This is a genomic window from Leifsonia shinshuensis (genome assembly GCF_013410375.1).
In the GTDB taxonomy this organism is placed as follows: Bacteria; Actinomycetota; Actinomycetes; order Actinomycetales; family Microbacteriaceae; genus Leifsonia; species Leifsonia shinshuensis.
In genome coordinates this window covers 2,236,357-2,256,550 of sequence record NZ_JACCFL010000001.1, presented here as the reverse complement: position 1 = coordinate 2,256,550, position 20,194 = coordinate 2,236,357, and the positions used below count along the sequence as shown (strand labels likewise).

Here is a 20,194-nt window from a genome sequence, read left to right as displayed (position 1 = left end):
TATGGGATCAGCCTCTACGGGGTGTGTTGTTCTGAGCCGGCGGAGGTCATCCGCGCGACGGGCTTGTGGCCTTGGCTCCGGCGGACGCGGTGGGCTCCCCGTCGCCATCGACGAAGTCCTCGTCGTCCGAGTCCGTGTCGTCAGAGTCTACCTCAGCATCGGGGCGAACCCATTCACGGCCCGGTCGGTAGACGCTGGGCTCGAGGCCGGGGTGGCGCCGGGACTGCACGATGAAGATCACGATGCCCAGCACGACGGCGAGGAACGCGGCCCAGACGTTGCTCGGGATGCCGAGGAACGAGAACTCGCTCGGGTCGATGCGGATCGACTCCAGGTAGGAGCGGCCGAGGCCGTACCAGATCAGGTAGACGGCCAGCGTCTTGCCCCACTGCAGACGGAACTTGCGCTCCAGGAAGACGATGACGACGACGCCGATGACGTTCCAGATGATCTCGTAGAGGAACAGCGGCTGGAACAGCGTGTCGGCGGGCAGTCCGACCGGGATGGCCTTGTTGCCCGCGTCGATCTGCAGGCCCCACGGCAGGTTGGTCGGCAGGCCGAACAGCTCCTGGTTGAAGTAGTTGCCGAGCCGGCCGATCGCCTGGGCGAGCAGCAGGGCGGGCGCGAGGGCGTCCGCGACGCTCCAGAACCGCAGGCCGCTGATGCGGCAGGCGATCCAGATGCCGACGGCGCCGCCGATGAGCGAGCCGAAGATGGCGTTGCCGCCCTCCCAGATCGCGAACACGTTGAGCAGGTTCGCGCCGGGGTAGAAGTAGTCGGACGGGTGCGTGAACACGTGGTAGAGCCGCGCGCCGATGATGCCGAGGACGACCGCCCAGAGCATGATGTCGAGGATGACGCCCGGCTCGGCTCCGCGCTTGGTGAGGCGTCGGGAGGTCCAGAGCGCGGCGACCACGATGCCAATCAGGATCATGATGGCGTAGGTCTGGATGCGCCAGTGCAGCCCGAAGATGTCGATCGGGATCTGCTGCCACTCGGGTCCCGGGCTCGGGATGCTGGCGAACCAGCTGCTCATCGTCGCGACCACGCGATGACTACCTTTCGTATCCGATGGAGTCCGGCGCCGAGCGGCGCACGGCCTCCAGTCTAAGTGTTGGTCGGAGGTCTCCCCGACGTCGCGTGGTTACGCGCTCGCGCCCTGGCGCACCGTGCCGCGCGCGAGCTCGGCCGCCACGCGGCCGGCCTCCGCGACTCCCCCGTCGGCCAGCGCCTTCACGAGGGCCGAGCCCACGATCGCGCCGTCGGCGTACTCGAGCACCTCGGCGACCTGCGCCGCGGTGGAGATGCCGAGGCCGACGCAGGTGCTCGTGGCGCCGACGTCGCGCAGGCGGCCGACGAGCGTGCGGGCAGCCGCGTCGACATCGCTGCGTGCTCCGGTGATGCCCATCGTGGAGACGGCGTACACGAAGCCGCGGCTGTGCTCGACGGTCGAGCGCAGGCGCGCGTCGGTCGAGGAGGGCGCGGCGAGGAAGACTCGGTCGAGCCCGGTGCGGTCGGACGCGGCCAGCCAGGCCGCGCCCTCGTCGGGGATCAGGTCCGGCGTGATCAGGCCGGCGCCGCCCGCGGCGGCCAGGTCGTCCGCGAAGCGGTCGACGCCGTACTGCAGCACCGGGTTCCAGTAGGTCATCACCAGCACCGGCACGTCCACGCGCTGGGTGATCTCGCGCACCGCCGTGAAGCCGTCGCGCAGGCGGAAACCGTTGGAGAGCGCCTGCTGGGTCGCCGCCTGGATCACCGCACCGTCCATGACGGGGTCGGAGTACGGCAGGCCGAGCTCGATGACGTCGACGCCGTTCTCGGCGAGGGCCACCGCCGCGTCGACGCTGGTCTGCAGGTCGGGGAAGCCGGCCGGGAGGTAGCCGATCAGGGCGCCGGCGGCCTCCGTGTTGCGGCGGGCGATGGTGTCTGCCACGCGGCTCACGACTGCACGGCTCCTTCGTCGATCAGGCCGAAGTAGCGTCCGGCGGTCTCCATGTCCTTGTCGCCGCGGCCGCTGAGGTTCACCAGCACGATGCCGTCCGGGCCGAGCTGCTTGCCGAGCTCCAGCGCGCCGGCGAGGGCGTGCGCGGACTCGATGGCCGGGATGATGCCCTCGGTGCGGCTGAGGAGGCGCAGGGCCTCCATCGCCTCGGCGTCGCTCACCGGGCGGTACTCGGCGCGGCCGATCGAGGCGAGCCAGGAGTGCTCGGGGCCGACGCCCGGGTAGTCGAGCCCGGCGGAGATGGAGTGCGACTCGATGGTCTGGCCGTCCTCGTCCTGCAGCAGCATGCTGCGCGCGCCGTGCAGGACGCCGGGGCGGCCCTTGGTGATCGTCGCGGCGTGCCGTGGGGTCTCCGCGCCCTCGCCGCCGGCCTCGAAGCCGACCAGGCGCACGTCCTCGTCGTCCAGGAACGCGTGGAAGATGCCCATCGCGTTCGAGCCGCCGCCGACGCAGGCCGCGACGGCGTCGGGCAGGCGGCCGGTCAGCGCGAGCACCTGCTCGCGGGCCTCCTCGCCGATGATCTTCTGGAGGTCGCGCACCATCTCGGGGAACGGGTGCGGGCCCGCCACCGTTCCGAAGATGTAGTTGGTGTTCTCGACGTTGGTGACCCAGTCGCGCATCGCGTCGTTGATCGCGTCCTTGAGGGTGCGCGAGCCGGTCTTGACGGCCATGACCTCGGCGCCCAGCAGGCGCATGCGAGCGACGTTGAGCGCCTGGCGCTCGGTGTCGACCTCGCCCATGTAGATCGTGCACTCGAGGCCGAACAGCGCGGCGGCGGTCGCGGTGGCGACGCCGTGCTGGCCGGCGCCGGTCTCGGCGATCACCCGGGTCTTGCCGATCCGCTTGGTGAGGATGGCCTGGCCGAGCACGTTGTTGATCTTGTGCGAGCCGGTGTGGTTGAGGTCCTCGCGCTTGAGGATGATGCGGGCGCCGCCGCCAGGTTGACCGTTGAACGCAGCCGCGGCGAAGCGCGGCACCTCGGTGATGATGCTGGGGCGCCCGGTGTAGCTGCGGTGCAGCTCGTCCAGCTCGGCGTGGAACGCGGGGTCGGCCTTCGCCGCCTCCCACGCCACGGTGAGCTCGTCGAGGGCGGCGACGAGGGACTCGGGCACGAAGCGCCCGCCGAACTCGCCGAAATAGGGTCCGTGTTCAGAACGAAGGGACATCAGGCTCCAAGGAACTGGCCGAGCGTGGCGATCGGGTCGCTCGTGACGAGCGCCTCGCCGACGAGCACGACATCCGCGCCCGCCGCCCGGTAGTGCGCGACGTCGGCGGCCGACTTCACGGCCGACTCCGCCACGCGGATGACGCCGGACGGGTACCGGTCGGCCAGGCGGCCGAACAGGTCGGGGTCCAGCTCGAACGTCGAGAGGTTGCGCGCGTTGACGCCCACCAGCTTCGCACCGGTGTCGAACGCGCGGCTCAGCTCGTCCTCGGTGTGCGCCTCGACGAGCGCGGTCATTCCGAGGTCGGCGATGAGGTCGTGGAGCTCCACGAGCCGCTGCTGATCGAGCGCGGCGACGATGAGCAGCACGAGGTCGGCCCCGGCGGCGCGCGCCTCGAGCACCTGGTAGGGCTCGGCGACGAACTCCTTGCGGAGGACCGGGAGGGTTACCGCGGCGCGGACCGCCTCGAGGTCGGCCAGCGACCCCTTGAAGCGGCGCTCCTCGGTGAGGACGCTGATCGCGCTCGCTCCCCCGGCCTCGTAGAGGGCGGCGAGGGCGGCCGGGTCCGGGATCTCGGCGAGGTGACCGCGCGACGGGCTCGCGCGCTTGACCTCGGCGATGATCTTGACCCGCTCGGCGGGCGCGAGCGCCGCGAGCGCGTCGATGGCGGGCTCACGTGCGGCGGCCGCGGCCTCCACGACCGCGTACGGCCGCTCGGAACGTCGCCGCTCGGCATCCTCCAGCGCGCCGGCGACGAGGTCGGCGAGCACGGGCTAGTGGCCCTTCGGGGAGTACTTGGAGCCGCCCACTCCGTAGCCCGCGCGCTTCATGATCCAGCCGACGATGAGCCCGACGACGGCCAGACCGGCCGCGGCCCACACCACGATGGGCGCGTCGTAGAAGAACGCGATGGCGCCGATGGTGAAGGCGATAAGCATGATGATCACGGCCGTCCACGCCGCCGGCGAATGACCGTGGCCTGGATCGACTGACTCGGTGCTCATGGGACTCCTGCACGTCGGGTGCGCGGCCCCGCAGTCCGCAGGACTGGGGCGCGCGCACGGATTGGTGGATCTGAACCAGTCTAGTGGTTCAGCGGGTCGGGTCGTCGCCGCGACTCAGCTCGTCCCAGCTGTCGATCGCGGTGTCCCGGTCGAGGGCCGCGGGCTCCGCCGGGGCGTCCGACTCCGCGGCTTCGCGCGCTTCGCGCTCGTCGCCGGCCTCCGCCGCCTCCTCGGGCTGCTCGGCCTCCGCGGCGCCGTCCAGCCCGGCGAGGGCCTCCTCGGCCGAACGGCCGTCCTCGCCGGCGAACCGGGCCTGGTATTTGCGCGACGGGCCGGGCCAGGCCCGCAGGAAGACGATCGCGAGCGCACCGGCGACGGCGACCAGCACTCCGCCGACGACGGCGATCCAGGGCCAGAACTCCGTGGTCGTGCTCTGGACGAGCTTGCGCAGCGACGCCTCCCCCGCGACGCCCGTCGCCGAGGTGATCGCCGCACTCGCGGCCTGGAGCGGGTCGCCCAGCACCGCGAGGGCGGAGTAGACGATCGAGACGCCGAGCAGGATGCCGAGGAGCGCCAGCACGATCCGGAACACCGGCCCCGCGATGGCGAGCGCGGCCGTCAGGGCGAGCCCCGCGAGCGAGAGCGCCGTGAGCGCGGGCGCCGCGGCGGAGCCGGCGACGGTGACCGTCCCCGCGTGGTCGGCCACGTCCCTGACCTGGATGGTGAACCAGGTCTGGGTGGCCGACAGCAGCCCCAGCCCGCTCCCCACCACGAGTGCGAGGAGCGTCAGGTACTTGACGCGACGGTTGTCAGTCCGCACCCTGCACCCGTCTCATGCCGTTGGCCACCGCGACCGCCCGCAGCGGCGCCGCCGCCTTGTTCTGCGACTCCTGGAACTCCAGGATCGGCACCGAGTCGGCCACCAGGCCGCCGCCGGCCTGCACGCGCGCGACGCCGCCGAGGATGGTCGCGGTGCGGATCGCGATCGCCAGGTCGGCGTCGCCGGCGAAGTCGAAGTAGCCGATCACTCCCCCGTAGACACCGCGCTGCGCGGGCTCCAGCTCGTCGATGATCCGCAGGGCCATCGGCTTCGGTGCGCCCGACAGGGTGCCGGCCGGGAAGGTCGCCCGGAAGACGTCGATCGCGCCGGACTCCGGCAGCAGGTCGCCCTCGACCGAGGAGACGATGTGCATGATGTGGCTGAACCGCTCCACGCGCATGAACTCGGTCACCTCGACACTGCCCGCCGCGCAGACCTTCAGCAGGTCGTTGCGGGCCAGGTCGACAAGCATCAGGTGCTCCGCGCGCTCCTTGTCGTCGGCGAGGAGCGAGGCCTCCAGGTCGAGGTCCTCTTCCGGCGTCGCACCGCGCGGCCGGGAGCCGGCGATCGGGTGCGTGAAGGCGCGGCCCTCCTGCACCTTGACCAGCGCCTCCGGCGAGGAGCCGACGATCTGGTACGGCTCGCCGTCCGGCCGCTCCAGCGACAGCAGGTACATGTACGGGCTCGGGTTGAGCGCGCGGAGGACCCGGTAGACGTCCAGCGCCGACGCGGTGCACTCCAGCTCGAAGCGCTGCGAGATGACCACCTGGAAGATGTCGCCCGCGACGATGCGCTCCTTGGCCGTCGCGACCGACGCGAGGAAGTCCTCCTCGCGCGTGCGGGAGACCGGGTGCGCGGGCGCGGCCAGGTCGACCTCCGCCAGCCAGGCCTCCGACGGCTGCGCGAGCTGCCGCTGCATGCGGTCGAGGCGCTGCTGCGCGTCGCTCCAGAGCGCGTCGGCGTCGTCCTGGCCGTCGGCGAGGGCGTTGGCGATGAGCTTGACCGTCCCCGAACGGTGGTCGATCACGACCAGGTCGGCGACGAACGCCATCGCCTGGCCCGGCACGTCGACGTCCGCGGGCGGCCGCTGAGGCAGCCGCTCCAGCTGGCGCACGGCCTCCCAGCCGATGAAGCCGACCAGGCCGCCGGTGAGCGGAGGGAGCCCGGGGATGCGCGGCGTCCGCCAGCGCCCGTGCAGCGCGGCCAGGGCGTCGAGCGGTCCGGTCGGGACGGCCGCGCCGAGCGCGCGCTCGGCCGACAGGCCGTAGTCGAGCCAGCGCACCTCGTCGCCGTCCTGCGTGAGCATCCCGAAGGACGCCGCTCCGACGAAGGAGAAGCGCGACCAGATGCCGCCCTGCTCCGCGGACTCCAGGAGGAACGTGCCCGGCCGCCCCGCGGCGAGCTTGCGGTAGATGCCGACCGGGGTCTCCCCGTCGGCGAAGAGCTCGCGGACCACCGGCACCACGCGGTGCTCGGCGGCGAGTGCGGCGAACTCGTCGCGGCTTGTCGTGCCGGTGCTGCCGGTCGTCCCGTTCGCTGTCGCGGTCACAGGTCGGACCCCATCTCCTGGACGAGTTCGTCGGTCTCCGCCCCGCCGACGACGGGCGCGAGCGCGTCGGCGTCGAAGCAGGTGCGCGTGCCGGTGTGGCAGGCCGCGCCGATCTGCTCCACCGTGACGAGCAGCGTGTCGCCGTCGCAGTCGAGCGCCGCGCCCTTCACGTACTGGACGTGGCCCGACGTGTCGCCCTTGCGCCAGTACTCCTGCCGCGACCGCGACCAGAACGTCACGCGGCCCTCGGTGAGCGTGCGGCGCACGGCCTCCGCGTCCATCCAGCCCATCATGAGCACCTCGCGGGAGTCCCACTGCTGGATGACGGCGGGGACCAGTCCCGCGTCGGTGAAGCGGATCCGGCCGATCACGTCGTCGATCCCGGTCATGAGCGCACCTCCAAGCCTGCTCGAAGCAGTTCGTCCTTCACATCGCCGATGGTCAGCTCGCCCGTGTGGAACACGCTCGCGGCGAGCACGGCGTCGGCCCCCGCGCCGATCGCGGGGGCGAAGTCGGTGACGGCGCCCGCCCCGCCGGACGCGATCACCGGCACCCGGCTGATCGCGCGCATCTCCCGGATGAGCTCCAGGTCGAAGCCCTCCTTGGTGCCGTCCGCGTCGATCGAGTTGACCAGGAGCTCGCCGGCGCCCAGCTCGATCGCCCGCGCCGCCCACTCCAGGGCATCGATCCCGGTCTCGGTGCGGCCGCCGTGCGTCGTGACCACGAAGCCGGAGGGCGTCGCCGCCGAGCGCTTGACGTCGAGCGACAGCACGAGCACCTGGGCGCCGAAGCGCTGGGCGATCTCCGCCACCAGCTCCGGACGGGCGATCGCCGCCGAGTTGACGCCGACCTTGTCGGCGCCGCTGCCGAGCAGCTTCGCGACGTCCTCGGTACTGCGCACGCCGCCGCCGACCGTGAGCGGGATGAAGACCTGCTCGGCCGTCGCGCGCACCACGTCGTAGGTAGTCGCCCGGTCGTCGACCGTCGCCGTGACGTCGAGGAAGGTCAACTCGTCGGCGCCCTGCTCGAAGTACCGCCGGGCGAGCTCCACGGGGTCGCCCTGGTCGCGCAGGTTCTGGAAGTTGACCCCCTTGACGACGCGTCCGGCGGCCACGTCGAGACAGGGGATGACCCGGACCGCGACGCTCATCAGATCCGCGCCGCGTGGATCGAGGTGACCAGGATGGCCCTGGCGCCGAGCTCGTAGAGGTCGTCCATGACGTGGTTGGTGCTGTCGCGCTTGATCATCACCCGCACCGCGACCCAGTCGGGCTCGCCGAGCGGCGACACGGTGGGCGACTCGACGCCGGGCGTCAGCGCGACGGCCTGCTCCAGGAGCGCGACCGGCAGGTTGTAGTCGACCAGCACGTACTGCCGGGCGACCATGACGCCCTGCAGCCGACGGAGCAGGGTGTCCACCCCAGCCGCGGGCGACGGCGAGGAGACCAGCACGGCCTCCGACTCCAGGATGACCGGGCCGAAGATCTCCAGGCCCTGCTTGCGCAGCGTCGAGCCGGTCTCGACCACATCGGCGACCGCGTCCGCGACGCCGAGCCGCACCGCGGACTCCACGGCGCCGTCGAGCTTGATCAGGGCGGCGTCCACGCCATTCTCGGCGAGGAAGCCGCCGACCAGGCCCGGGTAGCTTGTGGCGACGCGCTTGCCCTCCAGGTCGGCGAGGTCGGTGTACGTGCCGGCCGGGCCGGCGAAGCGGAAGGTGGAGGCGGCGAAGTCGAGCGCCGCGATCTCGGCGGCGGGCGACTCCGAGTCGATCAGGAGGTCGCGGCCGGTGATCCCGACGTCGAGCGCGCCGGAGCCGACGTAGGTGGCGATGTCGCGCGGCCGGAGGTAGAAGAACTCCACCCCGTTGCGCGGGTCGGCGACGATGAGCTCCTTGGGGTCGCGGCGGCCGTTGTAGCCCGCCTCGTGGAGCATCTGCGCCGCGGTCTCGGAGAGGGAGCCCTTGTTGGGGACGGCGATCTTCAGCATGTGATTCGGCTTTCGTGACGTGACGGACGGAGGCGAGGGGCTTTCGTCACAGATGTCGGTACACGTCGGCCGGGGTCAGGCCTTTCGCGAGCAGCAGCACCTGGAGGTGGTAGAGGAGCTGGGAGATCTCCTCGGCCGTGGCCTCGTCGGACTCGTACTCGGCGGCCATCCAGACCTCGGCTGCCTCCTCCACGATCTTCTTTCCGATGGCGTGCACGCCCGCGTCCAGCTCGCGAACCGTCCCGGAGCCCTCCGGGCGGGTCTCGGCCTTCTCGCTGAGCTCGGCGAAGAGGTCGTCGAAGGTTTTCACCGTTACAGCGTACCGGTCGCGGAGCGCCGGTCGCTCCGCGAGACGAGGCCCGTGGGGATGCCGGCCCCGCCGATGTGCTAATGTCGGCGGGTCTCATCTGACATATCCCATCTCGACGAGGAGATCCGCATGGTATCGACCACCTCCCCGCTCCCCACCGGCCGCGCCGCCCTCTGGCCACTGCTGCTCTGCTGGGCGATCGTGGCGCTCGACGGCTTCGACCTGGTGGTGCTCGGCACCGTCATCCCCACCCTGCTGAGCACCAAGGAGCTCGGCTTCGACCCCTCGGCTGCGACGGCGGTCGCCACCGCGGGACTGGCGGGCGTCGGTATCGGCGCGCTGACCGTCGGCCCGCTCGCCGACCGTTACGGCCGGCGGCTGTGCCTGGTCCTCTGCGTCGCGGTGTTCTCGGCGTTCACCCTCGCGATCGCGGTCGCGCCGAACGTCTTCGTGTTCGGGCTGTTCCGCGTGCTGGCCGGGCTCGCCCTCGGCGCCTGCCTGCCGGTCGTCATCGCCTACGTCACCGATCTGATGCCGTCCCAGCGGGCAGGCAAGGCCACGACGCTGACCATGACCGGCTACCACGCCGGGGCGGTCCTCACCGCGGTGATCGCCATCGCCGTCATCCCGGACTGGCGCCTGCTGTTCGTGATCGGCGGCGTCGCGGGCCTCGTCACGGTCCCGCTCATCCGGCTCGCGCTGCCGGAGGCCCGCCGCGAGCGGAGCGCCGCCCCGCGCCCGACCGTTCGACGGCTGGTCGAGGGGCGCTACCTGGTCATCAGCATCGGCGTCTGGGTGGCGTCGTTCATGGGACTGATGCTGGTCTACGGGCTCAACACCTGGCTGCCGCAGCTCATGCGCGACGCCGGGTACGGCTCCACCGACGCGCTCGGGCTGCTGCTGACCCTGAACGCCGGAGCGGTGGTCGGGCTGGTCCTGGCCGGGATCGTCGCCGACCGCGCGGGGACCAAGCGGGTCGCGATGGCGTGGTTCGTGCTCGCGGCGGCGCTGCTGGCGATCCTCAGCATCCGGCTGGAGGCGGTCACGATGGTGTACGCCACGGTCTTCGTCACCGGCGTGTTCGTCTTCTCGGCCCAGGTGCTCGTCTATGCCTTCATCACGCAGCTGTACCCGCAGGAGGTCCGCGGGACCGCGCTCGGCTTCGCCGCGGGGATCGGCCGGCTCGGCGCCATCCTCGGGCCGGCCGTCACCGGGGCGCTCGTCTCCCTCGACATCGCCTACCCCGGCGGGTTCTACGTGTTCGCGGCGGCGGCGCTGCTGGGGGTGTGCGCGCTGAGCGTCATCCCCGCGCGGGCGCCGGGGGCCGGCGCGGAGCCGGCGCCGGTCGCCTGAGCGCCTCAGTGCGCGTGGGCCGCCACGGCGGACCGGAGGATTGCGATGCGCTCAGCCGGCTCGCCGCGGAAGACGCTCGAGCCGGCCACGAACGTGTCGGCGCCGTTCTCCGCCGCTACGACGATGGTCTCCTCGGTGATGCCGCCGTCCACCTGCAGCCAGACATCGAGGCCGCGCGCCGCCACCGCCTCGCGGAGCGACCGCAGCTTGGGCATGGTCTCCACCATGAACGACTGACCGCCGAAGCCGGGCTCCACGGTCATGACGAGCACCTGGTCGAACTCCGGCAGGAGGTCGAGGTAGCCCTCGGCGGACGTGCCGGGCTTGAGCGCGATGCCCGCGCGCGCGCCGATGGCGCGGAGCCGGCGGGCGAGGGCGACCGGATCGGCGGCGGCCTCGGCGTGGAAGGTCACCGAGTACGCCCCGAGCTCGGCGTAGCCGGGGGCCCAGCGGTCCGGGTCGTCGATCATCAGGTGCACGTCGAGCGGGATCGGGCTGACGTCCTGGATGCGGCCCACCATCTGCGGCCCGAAGGTGAGGTTCGGCACGAAGTGGTTGTCCATCACGTCCACATGCACGAGGTCGGCCGTGGCGATGGCGCCGAGGTCGCGCTCCAGGTTCACGAAGTCCGCCGCCAGGATGCTCGGGTTGATACGCGCTGCCATGCCCCCAGCCTATGTGGCACAACCCGGTGGACGGGTCAGGCCGGCTTCTCCAGCAGCGCGATGAACGAGGCGCCACCCGGTGGACGGGTCAGGCCGGCTTCTCCAGCAGCGCGATGAACATGGCGTCGGTGAGGTGGCGGTGCGGCCAGAGCTGCACGAGCGCGGGGTCTCCGGCGAGGTCGAGCCGCTCCTCGGCGACGGACTGCACGACGTCCGCCGTGCGCACCGGGCGGAGAGAGCTCCGGTGCCGGTCGAGGGCGTCGGCCACCACCGCGCGGGTCTCGGCGACGTGCGGCGAGCAGGTGACGTAGGCCAGCAGGCCCCCGGGCTTCAGGGCCGCCACCGCGGAGTCGAGCAGCCGCGCCTGCAGGGCGGTCAGCTCGGCCACGTCGCGCGGGGTCTTGCGCCAGCGTGCCTCCGGCCTGCGCCGCAGTGCGCCGAGGCCGGTGCAGGGCGCGTCGAGCAGGATGCGGTCGAACGCCTCCGGCTCGTCGGCACCGAGGACCACGCCGTCGCGCTCCCAGACCGGGACGTCGAGCGGCACGGCCGCGAGGGCGCGGCGGACCAGCTCGGCTCGCGCCGGCACCACCTCGTTCGCGACCAGGGTCGCGCCGCCCGCCAGGGCCTCGGCCGCGAGCAGGGCGGCCTTGCCTCCGGGGCCGGCGCACAGGTCGAGCCAGCGCTCCCCCGGCTGCACCGGCCGGGCGCGCGTCAGGGCGAGCGCCGCGAGCTGCGAGCCCTCGTCCTGCACCCGCAGGCGGCCCTCCGCCTCGGTGACGAGCCCCTGCGGGTCGCCGCCGCCCGCCGTGAAGCCCACGGGCGAGAACCGGTCGGCGCGGGCGCCCTCCGGCGGCTCGGCGAGGCCGGGCAGCGCGACGAGGTTGACGCGCGGAGCGGTGTTGTCGGCCTCCAGCAGAGCCTCCAGCTCCTCGCCGCGGCCCTCGGACTCCAGCGCACGGTGGAACGCGCGCACGATCCAGGACGGATGCGAGGTGAGCGCCGCGTAGCGCTCGTCCTCGTTCTTGGCGTCTGCGAGCACCCGGGCGCGCCACTCCTCGGGCGTCGACCGGCCGATCTCGCGGAGCACGCCGTTGACGAAGCCGGTGCCGGAGCGGCTGCCGACCTGGCGGGCGAGCGCGACCGACTCGTTCACCGCCGCGTGCGACGCCACCCGCGTCGACAGGAGCTGGTGCGCGCCGAGCCGGAGCACATCCAGCAGCGGCGGGTCGATCTTGTCGACCGGGCGCCCGGCGGCCCTGGCGATCACGCGGTCGTAGTAGCCCTGCATCCGCAGCGTGCCGTAGGTCAGCTCGGTGGCGAGCGCGGCGTCGGCGGGCGAGAGACCCGCGCGGGCGATGCGGCCGGGCAGCAGGAGGTTGGCGTAGGCGTCCGACTCGCGGACGGCGGAGAGGACGTCGAGGGCGACTTTGCGGGACGGCTGCACGCGGGTGCGGTCCGCGGCGCTGCGGCCGCCGCGGCTGTCGTTGCGGTGGCGGTCGCCGTGCTTGCGGTCGTTCATGCCAGCACCGCCTCCCCGCCGGCGCCGCGCCACCAGTCGGCGGCGTCCATGGCGCGCTTGCCCGCCGGCTGCACGATGAGGAGCTCCAGCGGCGTGGTGCCGGTGCCCACCTCGATGCGGCCCTCGGTCGCGGCGACCACGCCGGCCGGGAGCGACAGCCCGGCGGCCGGGCGGGCGGCGTGGATCTTGAACCGCTCGCCGTCGAGCAGCACCCACGCGCCCGGCTCCGGGGTCACCCCGCGCAGGCGCGCGTAGACCTCCTCCACCGGCTGGGTGAGGTCGAGGTGGGCGTCGTCGATCGTGAGCTTCGGCGCGAGCACCGGCTCGCCGGACTGCGGCACGGCCTCGGCGGTGCCGTCGGCGAGGGCGGCGACGGTGTCCACGAGCAGCAGCGCGCCGTCGTAGGAGAGGCTTTCGAGCAGCTCCCCCGCCGTCGCGTCGGCCGGGATCGGCACCCGCAGTTCGGCGAACACGTCGCCGGCGTCGAGCCCGGGCACGAGCTGGAAGACGGCGGCTCCGGTCTCGGTGTCGCCGGCCATGACGGCGCGCTGCACGGGCGCGGCCCCGCGCCAGCGCGGAAGCAGCGAGAAGTGCAGGTTGACCCAGCCGAGCCGGGGCGTGGAGAGCAGCGGCTCCTTCACCAGGCCCCCGTACGCGACGATCACGCCGAGGTCGGCGTCGAGGGCGGCGACCTGGCGTGCGACGTCGTCGTCCAGCCGGTTGGCTTTGATGACGGGGAGGTCGAGCGCGGCCGCGGCGTCGGCGACCGGTGACGGCGTCAGGACGCGCTTGCGGCCGAGCGGGGCGTCCTCGCGGGTGATGACGGCGGCGATGTCGAACCGCTCGGCGAGGGCGTTCAGGGAGGGGACGGCGACGGCGGGCGTGCCGGCGAAGACGAGTCGCATGTCAAGGTTCTTTCGGTCTGGTCCAGCCCCCGAGTCTACCCGCGCCGCCACCGCGCCCGGCGGTGGGGTCAGAGGATCTCGGGGTCGTCGAAGCGGACGCGCAGCGTCGGCGCCGGACGGTAGCCGGGGCGGCCTCCTGGGGCCCGGCGGCGTTGCGTCGCGTTGCGCACGACCGTCGCCCGGACGGCCGCGGCGACCTCGGCGCCCTTCGCGTACTCGAACCGCAGGACCGCCCTGACCGTCTTCTCGTCGACGTCCACCGGGCCGAGCACGTCGATCAGCAGGTCGGGGTCGACCGCCTTCAGGACGCCGTCGACGGCCTCCGCGGCCCCGGTGACGGACGCCAGCCGCACGGCCGGCGGGAAGCGGAGCTGCCGGCGGTCGGCCAGCTCCTCGCGGGCGAAATCGGCCAGGCGTCCGGTCGCGAAGTCGCGCGCGAGGTCGCCGGAGACGCCGACGAGCACGGTCGGAGCGCCCGCGGCGGCCAGCACCGCGGCGCTCGTCCACCAGCGCAGGCAGTCCTCCGCGACGTGCAGCGTCTCCCTGGCCAGCATCCGCTCGCCGTCGAGCAGCAGCACGGCCTGGTAGCCGCCCTCGGCGATCGGCTCGGCGCCGCGGGTCGCGACCACGAGCGCAGGCGCCGCCCCGACGCGCAGCACCGGGTGGTCGCCGTCGGCGAGGATGACGCGCGTGCCCGGGAAGGCGCGGCCCAGCTCCTCGGCCGTCCGGCCCGAGCCCGCCGTCACCATCCGCAGCGCGGTGTGCTCGCAGCGGGAGCAGTGCCAGTCGGTGGCGAGCGCGCCGCACACGCCGCAGGACGGCGTCGCGCCCGCCCTGCGCTGCCCGAGCGGCCCGGAGCAGCGGGCGCAGCGCGCGGCCTGGCCGCAGTTCGCGCAGGACAGCACGGGCAGGTAGCCGGGCCGGGCGACCTGGACGAGCACGGGGCCCCGCGGGCGGCCGCTCTCGCCGCTCAGCGCCTCCCGGGCGGCACGCCAGGCGGACGACGGGATGCGCGCGGCGCGCGCGGCGGGTTCGTCGGCGCTCTGGTTCGCGGTCAGCACGATCTTGGGCGTGTAGGCACGCTCCGGCCCGAGGTCGCGCAGCCAGCCGAGCTCGACCAGCCGCTGCGCCTCGACGCTGCGGACCAGCCCGCTCAGCACCAGGGCGCCGCCCTCCAGCTCCTGCCGCACCAGGGCCGCGTCGCGGGTGTGCACGTACGGGCTGAGCGGCTCGGCGAACAGCGGGTCGCTGTCCTCCCAGACCGCGACGAGCCCGAGCCGCGCGGCCGGGGCGTAGACCACCGAGCGGTTGCCGATGACGATCCGCGGACCCGACAGTGCGGCGAGGAAGCCCTTGTAGCGCTCCGGGTTGGACTGCGACGCGTCGGCGCGGACCACGGCGGACCCGGGGGCGATGGCGGCCAGCGCCGCCGCGAGCTGCTCCAGGTCGCGGTGGTCGGGCACGGCGACGATGGCGGTGCTGCCCGCGCGCCAGGTCGCGGTCGCGAGGGCGGCCAGAGTGATCGCCCACTCGCCCACCCAGGTGCCGTCGGGCAGCCTGCTCAGCCGCGGGATCGGCCGCAGGGCGAGGCGCTCCCCCGCCGCGACGGCCGCCTCCAGCACGCCGGCGCCGTAGCCGCGCACGGGGAACGGCGCGGGAGCGGCGCCATCCTCGGGCGCGGACGCGGGCGCACCCGCCTCCTTCGCCGCCAGCCACGCCTTCTCGACCCGCACCATGCGCGGCGGCACGGCCAGGCGCAGGATGTCGCTCGCCGTCCCCGCGCTCCGGTCGGCGAGCCGCCGCGCGAGCCGCCACACCGGGTCGGTGAGCACCGGCACCGGCGACACCACGGCCTCCAGCGGGCTCAGCGTGCCGGAGAACGCCTCGTCGGGCTCGGCGAGCTCCACCAGGTACCCGTCGGCCACCCGTCCGGCCGTCCGCAGCGGGACCCGGACGCGCACGCCGGGCACCGCCTGCCCGGCCAGCTCCTCCGGGACGCTGTAGTCGAACAGATGGTCGAGCTGCGGGAGCGGCGAGTCCAGGACCACACGGGCGACCGTCGCGGCCGCCGGCACCGCTACAGCCCCGCGGCGGAGCGCAGGTCGTCGACGCGGTCCAGCCGCTCCCAGGTGAAGTCGGGGAGGTCGCGGCCGAAGTGGCCGTAGGTCGCCGTCTGCGCGTAGATCGGCCGGAGCAGGTCGAGGTCGCGCACGATCGCGGCGGGGCGCAGGTCGAACACCTCGCGGATGGCGCGGATGATCCGCTCGTCGGAGACGGCGCCCGTGCCGAACGACTCCACGTACAGCCCGACCGGGGCGGCCTTGCCGATCGCGTAGGCGATCTGCACCTCCAGCCGGTCGGCGAGGCCCGCCGCCACAGCGTTCTTGGCGACCCAGCGCATCGCGTACGCGGCCGAGCGGTCGACCTTCGACGGGTCCTTGCCGGAGAACGCGCCGCCGCCGTGCCGGCTGGCGCCGCCGTAGGTGTCGACGATGATCTTGCGCCCGGTGAGCCCGGCGTCGCCCTTCGGGCCGCCGATCTCGAACCGGCCGGTCGGGTTGATGAGCGTGCGGATGTGCGCGGTCTCCAGCCCGGCGGCGTGCATGACGGGCGCGATGACCTCCTCGATCACCTCGGCCTGCAGCTGCTCGCTGGAGACGTGCGGCGCGTGCTGGGTCGAGAGCACGACGGTCTCCACGGTCCGCGGCGTGTGCCCCTCGTAGCCGATCGTGACCTGCGTCTTGCCGTCCGGGCGGAGGTAGTCGAGCGTGCCGTCCTTGCGCACGGCCGCCAGGCGCTCGGCCAGGCGGTGCGCCAGCCAGATCGGCAGCGGCATGTACTGCGGCGTCTCAGTGGTCGCGAACCCGAACATGATGCCCTGGTCGCCTGCGCCCTGCCGGTCGAGGTCGTCGGTGCTCTGCTCCGTGCGCGATTCGAAGGCGTTGTCGACGCCCTGCGCGATGTCCGGCGACTGCGCGCCGATGGAGACGGACACGCCGCACTGGGTGCCGTCGAAGCTCACGTCGGAGGAGTCGTAGCCGATCTCGACGATCTTCTCGCGCACCAGCGCGGGGATCTCGACGTACCCCTTCGTCGTCACCTCGCCCGCGACGTGGACCAGCCCGGTGGTGACCAGCGTCTCGACCGCGACGCGGCTGTGCGGGTCGACCGCGAGCAGCGCGTCCAGGATGCTGTCGGAGATCTGGTCGCAGATCTTGTCAGGGTGTCCCTCCGTGACCGACTCCGACGTGAAGAGGCGCAGATCTGCCATGGGTTCTCCTTGATCGTTGATCGCGGTGAGGAGCGGGGCCAAGGGATGCCGTGGCCTGGTCGACGACTAGACGACGACGTCCAAGATACGGTCGGCCACCGACAGCTTGCTCCCCGAGGCCTCCATCACTATATCGCCGCCCCTGCGGAGGACCACGACCTCGTTGCTCTCCGTTGCGAAGCCCTGCTCCCAGCCGACCTGGTTGAGGACGAGGAAGTCGCTGCCCTTGGCGGCGAGCTTGGTGCGACCCAGCTCGATGAGCGTCGACGGGTCCGGCTCGGTCTCGGCGGCGAAGCCGACGACGACCTGCCCCTCGCGCTTGGTCGCGGAGAGCCCGGCGAGGATGTCCGGGTTGGCGACGAGCTCGATGGTCAGGTGCTGGCCCGCCTCGGACTTCTTGATCTTGGCGTCGCGCGTGACGGCGGGGCGGTAGTCGGCGACGGCCGCGGTCATCACGACCACGTCGGCCGAGCGTGCGGCCTCGGTGACGGCCTCCTGCAGCTCCAGCGCGGTCTGCACCTCGATCAGCTCGACGCCCTCCGGCGGCTCGACCTCCAGGTGCGCGGCGATCAGGACCACCTCGGCGCCGCGCGCCTGCGCTGCCGCGGCGACGGCGGTGCCCTGCCGGCCGCTCGACCGGTTGCCGAGGAACCGCACGGGGTCCAGCGGCTCCCTGGTGCCGCCGGCGGTCACGACGATGCGCTTGCCCGCGAGGTCGACTCCCCCTCGCGGCCGGCGGGAGGCCTCGTTCGCCCGGCGGCGCTCGGAGAGCACCACGACGTCCGCGACCGGCTCCGGCACGGCGGACACCGCGAGGCGCGGCGACAGGCCCGCCGCGCGCAGGGCGGCGCGGACGATGACGTCCGGCTCCTCCATGCGGCCGGGGCCGGAGTCGGCGCCGGTGAGCTGGCCGGAGGCCGGGCCGACGACGGTGACGCCGCGGCTGCGCAGGGTGGCGACGTTGGCCACGGTGGCGGGGTTGCGCCACATCTCGGTGTGCATGGCCGGCGCGACCACCAGCGGGGCGGTGGAGGCCAGCACCGTGTTGCCGAGCAGGTCGTCCGCGATGCCCGCGGCCAGCTTGGCGAGGGTGTTCGCCGTCGCCGGGGCGATGACGATGAGGTCGGCCGACTGCCCGATCGCGACGTGCCGCACCTCGGCGACGCCCTCGTAGAGGTCGGTCGCCACCGGGTTGCGGCTGATCGCCTCCAGCGTGGGGCGGCCGACGAACCGCAGCGCGGCCTCCGTCGCCACGACGTGCACCGAGTGCCCTTCGAGCACCAGCGCGCGGATCACGCCGACGGCCTTGTACGCGGCGATGCCGCCGGTCACTCCGACGACGACGGTCAATCGTGGGCTCACGGCGGCATCTCCTCCAGCGAGCGGGACTCGGTCCCGGCTGCGGTCGTTCTCTTGCGCTCGGTCGGCGGCTCTCTGTCTGCCGGTGGGGCCGGGAGGTTACTCCGCGGCCAGCGGCTTGATGACGAGCTTGTCCTCGTTGATCTCGTGGAGCGCGACCGAGAGGGGCTTGTCGTCGACGGACGAGTCGACCAGCGGGCCGACGTTGTCGAACAGGCTGCCCTCGTGCAGGTCGGCGTAGTAGTCGTTGATCTGGCGGGCGCGCTTGGAGGCGAAGATGACCAGCGCGTACTTGGACTCGACGCGGGCCAGAAGGTCGTCGATGGGCGGGTCGATGATGCCCTTGTTGTTGGTTGCCATTGCGGTAACCCTTTCTGTTCGAGCTTCCGGGCTCACGGTGTCGAGACGCGGAGGAACTGCGGTTAGGCGCCGGACGCGACGCGACGAATGTGGTCCTAGGGGCGCGACGGCGCCGCGCGGACCTTCATCAAGTCTACGACCTCCCGAGCGGCCTCGGCGACGGTGTGGTTGACCACACGGTAGTCGAACTCGTCCTGGGCGGCCAGTTCCACCTTCGCCGTCTCGAGCCTGCGCTGCTGCTCGGCGGCCTCCTCGGTGCCGCGCCCGATCAGGCGGCGGACCAGCTCGTCCCAGGTCGGCGGCAGCAGGAAGATCAGCCGGGCCTCCGGCATGGACTCGCGCACCTGGCGGGCGCCCTGCAGGTCGATCTCCAGCAGCACGCTCCTGCCCTGCTCCAGCGCCGCCTCGATCGGCCCGCGCGGGGTGCCGTACCGGTAGGCGTTGTGCACGGTGGCGTGCTCCAGCAGCTCGTCGTTCTCGATCATCCTGTCGAACTCGGCGTCGTCGACGAAGTAGTAGTTGACGCCGTCGACCTCGCCGGGCCGCGGGGCGCGCGTGGTCGCCGAGACGGACAGCAGGACATCCGGGTAGTTCTCGCGGATGTACGTGGAGACCGTGCCCTTGCCGACCGCGGTGGGGCCGGCCAGCACGACCAGCTGGTTGCGGCGGCGGCCCGCGCGGTTCTCCCGCTCGATCAGGAACTCGCGCAGCTTCAGCCGCTGGTGGCGGCCCAGGCCGCCGAGGCGCTTGGCGGGCGAGATCGACAGCTTCTGCAGCGCCTCCTGCATCTTGGTCGTGCCGATGGCGGGCACGCTGAGCAGGAACTCGGTGACCCGCAGCCGGCCCTCCACGCCGTCCGGGGCGGCCGTCGCGTGGTCGAGGACCACCAGCGGCGACACCTCGCGGGAGGCGATCGCGTTCTTGACGGCGGCGCGCGCCCGGCGGGCCGCGACGGCGGCGGCCGACGCGGCGGTGCGGTCCACCTCCGGCGGCGCGGGACGGCGGGAGGCGGCGGTCGGCGCCGAGGTCTCGGCGGTGGGCTCAGCCATGGCTGGCGCGCACCTCCTCCGCGCGACGCGCGACGGCGTCGGCCAGTCCGTCGGGTCCGGCGGTCAACAGGCCACGGGACTCGCTGACGATCACCCCGGGGGCGAACGCCCCGAACAGGCGGTCGACGTCCTCGACCCTGGCGCCCTGGTGCCCGAACCCGGGCGCGAGCACGGGAAGCGCCGGCGCGACGGCGGTCGCGGTGTCGATCCCGTAGTCCCCCAGTGCGACGGTGGCGCCGAGCACCAGTCCGACGGTTCCGAAGGGATGCGGAGCCTGCTCCTGGTTGAACGCGTGCACGTCTTCGATGATCGCACGGGCGACGGTCATCCCGGCACGGGGTCCGCCGGCGACGACCGCCTGCTGGACCGCGGCGGCCTCCGGGTTGGAGGTGGCCGCGAGCACGAACAGGCCCTTGCCCGTCGCCTCGGCGAGGCGCATCGGCTCCGCGATCGAGCCGACGCCCTGGAACGCCGCGATCGTCATGGCGTCGGCCTCCAGCGCGGAGCCCGGCGTCAGCCAGGCCTCGGCGTACGCCGCGACGCTCGTGCCGATGTCGCCGCGCTTGGCGTCGGCGATCACCAGGAGCCCGGCGTCGCGCGCCGCGCCGACCACGTCCTCCAGCGCGGCGTAGCCGGCCGAGCCGTAGCGCTCGAAGAACGCGACCTGCGGCTTGACGATCGCCGCGCGCCCGGCGGCGGCCTCCACGACCCGGAGGCCGAAGGCGCGCACCCCGACGGCCGAGGCCTCCAGGCCCCAGTCCGCCAGCAGGTGCGCGTGCGGGTCGATGCCGACGCACAGCCGCCCGTGCGCCGCGAACGCGGCGGCCAGTCGGTCGCCGAACGACGCGGTGGCCGTGGAGGTCGAGCTCGCCT

Annotated in this window: 21 protein-coding genes; 1 reads left to right on the top strand and 20 read right to left on the bottom strand. The window is 73.1% G+C overall.

Annotation, left to right across the window (positions count from 1 at the left end; translation table 11 throughout):
- Window positions 1-46: 46 nt before the first annotated feature.
- The 11 genes from lgt to HNR13_RS10935 all read right to left on the bottom strand — a co-directional run bounded on the left by lgt (window position 47) and on the right by HNR13_RS10935 (window position 8,840).
- On the bottom strand, window positions 47-1,036 hold the full coding sequence (gene lgt, locus HNR13_RS10985; protein ID WP_179605787.1) for a prolipoprotein diacylglyceryl transferase: 990 nt from the start codon (window positions 1,034-1,036) through the stop codon (window positions 47-49).
- 108 nt (window positions 1,037-1,144) lie between these two features.
- Window positions 1,145-1,942 carry a tryptophan synthase subunit alpha gene (gene trpA / locus HNR13_RS10980; RefSeq protein WP_179605786.1) on the bottom strand — a complete coding sequence of 266 codons (798 nt, stop codon included), beginning with the start codon at window positions 1,940-1,942 and terminating at the stop codon, window positions 1,145-1,147.
- Complete coding sequence (gene trpB, locus HNR13_RS10975; RefSeq protein ID WP_179605785.1) at window positions 1,939-3,168, bottom strand: tryptophan synthase subunit beta; 1,230 nt, start codon at window positions 3,166-3,168, stop codon at window positions 1,939-1,941. The genes trpA and trpB overlap by 4 nt, the downstream gene beginning before the upstream one ends.
- On the bottom strand, window positions 3,168-3,938 hold the full coding sequence (gene trpC / locus HNR13_RS10970; RefSeq protein WP_179605784.1) for an indole-3-glycerol phosphate synthase TrpC: 771 nt from the start codon (window positions 3,936-3,938) through the stop codon (window positions 3,168-3,170). Before trpC ends, trpB begins: the two co-directional genes overlap by 1 nt.
- 3 nt (window positions 3,939-3,941) lie before the next feature.
- Window positions 3,942-4,172 carry a DUF6704 family protein gene (locus HNR13_RS10965; protein WP_179605783.1) on the bottom strand — a complete coding sequence of 77 codons (231 nt, stop codon included), beginning with the start codon at window positions 4,170-4,172 and terminating at the stop codon, window positions 3,942-3,944.
- A gap of 88 nt (window positions 4,173-4,260) precedes the next feature.
- Window positions 4,261-4,992: a Trp biosynthesis-associated membrane protein gene (locus tag HNR13_RS10960; protein ID WP_179605782.1), complete on the bottom strand. Its 732-nt coding sequence runs from the start codon at window positions 4,990-4,992 to the stop codon at window positions 4,261-4,263.
- The gene (locus HNR13_RS10955; protein WP_179605781.1) at window positions 4,982-6,541 is read right to left on the bottom strand and encodes an anthranilate synthase component I; all 1,560 of its coding nucleotides are present in this window, start codon (window positions 6,539-6,541) and stop codon (window positions 4,982-4,984) included. Before HNR13_RS10955 ends, HNR13_RS10960 begins: the two co-directional genes overlap by 11 nt.
- Window positions 6,538-6,930, bottom strand: a complete 393-nt coding sequence (gene hisI, locus HNR13_RS10950) for a phosphoribosyl-AMP cyclohydrolase (protein WP_179605780.1) — start codon at window positions 6,928-6,930, stop codon at window positions 6,538-6,540. Before hisI ends, HNR13_RS10955 begins: the two co-directional genes overlap by 4 nt.
- Window positions 6,927-7,691 carry an imidazole glycerol phosphate synthase subunit HisF gene (gene hisF, locus HNR13_RS10945; RefSeq protein WP_179605779.1) on the bottom strand — a complete coding sequence of 255 codons (765 nt, stop codon included), beginning with the start codon at window positions 7,689-7,691 and terminating at the stop codon, window positions 6,927-6,929. The genes hisI and hisF overlap by 4 nt, the downstream gene beginning before the upstream one ends.
- On the bottom strand, window positions 7,691-8,530 hold the full coding sequence (gene hisG / locus HNR13_RS10940) for an ATP phosphoribosyltransferase (protein WP_179605778.1): 840 nt from the start codon (window positions 8,528-8,530) through the stop codon (window positions 7,691-7,693). Before hisG ends, hisF begins: the two co-directional genes overlap by 1 nt.
- A gap of 46 nt (window positions 8,531-8,576) precedes the next feature.
- Window positions 8,577-8,840 (bottom strand): phosphoribosyl-ATP diphosphatase, encoded by a 264-nt coding sequence (locus HNR13_RS10935; RefSeq protein WP_179605777.1) that lies wholly within the window; start codon window positions 8,838-8,840, stop codon window positions 8,577-8,579.
- A 129-nt stretch (window positions 8,841-8,969) separates the two neighbouring features.
- On the opposite strand from HNR13_RS10935, the gene HNR13_RS10930 reads away from it, so the two are divergent.
- Entirely contained in the window at window positions 8,970-10,193 is a 1,224-nt protein-coding gene (locus tag HNR13_RS10930) for an MFS transporter (RefSeq protein ID WP_179605776.1), read from the top strand.
- Window positions 10,194-10,198: 5 nt separating this feature from the next.
- Here HNR13_RS10930 and rpe read toward each other — a convergent pair whose 3' ends face one another.
- The 9 genes from rpe to pyrF all read right to left on the bottom strand — a co-directional run bounded on the left by rpe (window position 10,199) and on the right by pyrF (window position 20,150).
- Window positions 10,199-10,858, bottom strand: coding sequence for a ribulose-phosphate 3-epimerase (rpe, locus tag HNR13_RS10925; RefSeq protein WP_179605775.1), 660 nt, complete (start codon window positions 10,856-10,858; stop codon window positions 10,199-10,201).
- A gap of 88 nt (window positions 10,859-10,946) precedes the next feature.
- A complete protein-coding gene (locus HNR13_RS10920) occupies window positions 10,947-12,377 on the bottom strand; it encodes an RsmB/NOP family class I SAM-dependent RNA methyltransferase (RefSeq protein WP_179605774.1) in 1,431 nt (476 codons plus the stop codon).
- Window positions 12,374-13,282 carry a methionyl-tRNA formyltransferase gene (gene fmt, locus HNR13_RS10915; RefSeq protein ID WP_179605773.1) on the bottom strand — a complete coding sequence of 303 codons (909 nt, stop codon included), beginning with the start codon at window positions 13,280-13,282 and terminating at the stop codon, window positions 12,374-12,376. The genes HNR13_RS10920 and fmt overlap by 4 nt, the downstream gene beginning before the upstream one ends.
- 68 nt (window positions 13,283-13,350) lie before the next feature.
- The gene (locus tag HNR13_RS10910; protein ID WP_179605772.1) at window positions 13,351-15,357 is read right to left on the bottom strand and encodes a primosomal protein N' family DNA-binding protein; all 2,007 of its coding nucleotides are present in this window, start codon (window positions 15,355-15,357) and stop codon (window positions 13,351-13,353) included.
- 2 nt (window positions 15,358-15,359) lie between these two features.
- On the bottom strand, window positions 15,360-16,553 hold the full coding sequence (gene metK / locus HNR13_RS10905) for a methionine adenosyltransferase (protein ID WP_179605771.1): 1,194 nt from the start codon (window positions 16,551-16,553) through the stop codon (window positions 15,360-15,362).
- 66 nt (window positions 16,554-16,619) lie between these two features.
- Complete coding sequence (locus HNR13_RS10900; protein WP_179609367.1) at window positions 16,620-17,903, bottom strand: bifunctional phosphopantothenoylcysteine decarboxylase/phosphopantothenate synthase; 1,284 nt, start codon at window positions 17,901-17,903, stop codon at window positions 16,620-16,622.
- A 108-nt stretch (window positions 17,904-18,011) separates the two neighbouring features.
- Complete coding sequence (rpoZ, locus tag HNR13_RS10895; protein WP_179605770.1) at window positions 18,012-18,272, bottom strand: DNA-directed RNA polymerase subunit omega; 261 nt, start codon at window positions 18,270-18,272, stop codon at window positions 18,012-18,014.
- Window positions 18,273-18,367: 95 nt separating this feature from the next.
- Window positions 18,368-19,321 carry a guanylate kinase gene (gene gmk / locus HNR13_RS10890; RefSeq protein ID WP_179605769.1) on the bottom strand — a complete coding sequence of 318 codons (954 nt, stop codon included), beginning with the start codon at window positions 19,319-19,321 and terminating at the stop codon, window positions 18,368-18,370.
- Window positions 19,314-20,150, bottom strand: coding sequence for an orotidine-5'-phosphate decarboxylase (gene pyrF / locus HNR13_RS10885; protein ID WP_218881573.1), 837 nt, complete (start codon window positions 20,148-20,150; stop codon window positions 19,314-19,316). Before pyrF ends, gmk begins: the two co-directional genes overlap by 8 nt.
- Window positions 20,151-20,194: the final 44 nt, after the last annotated feature.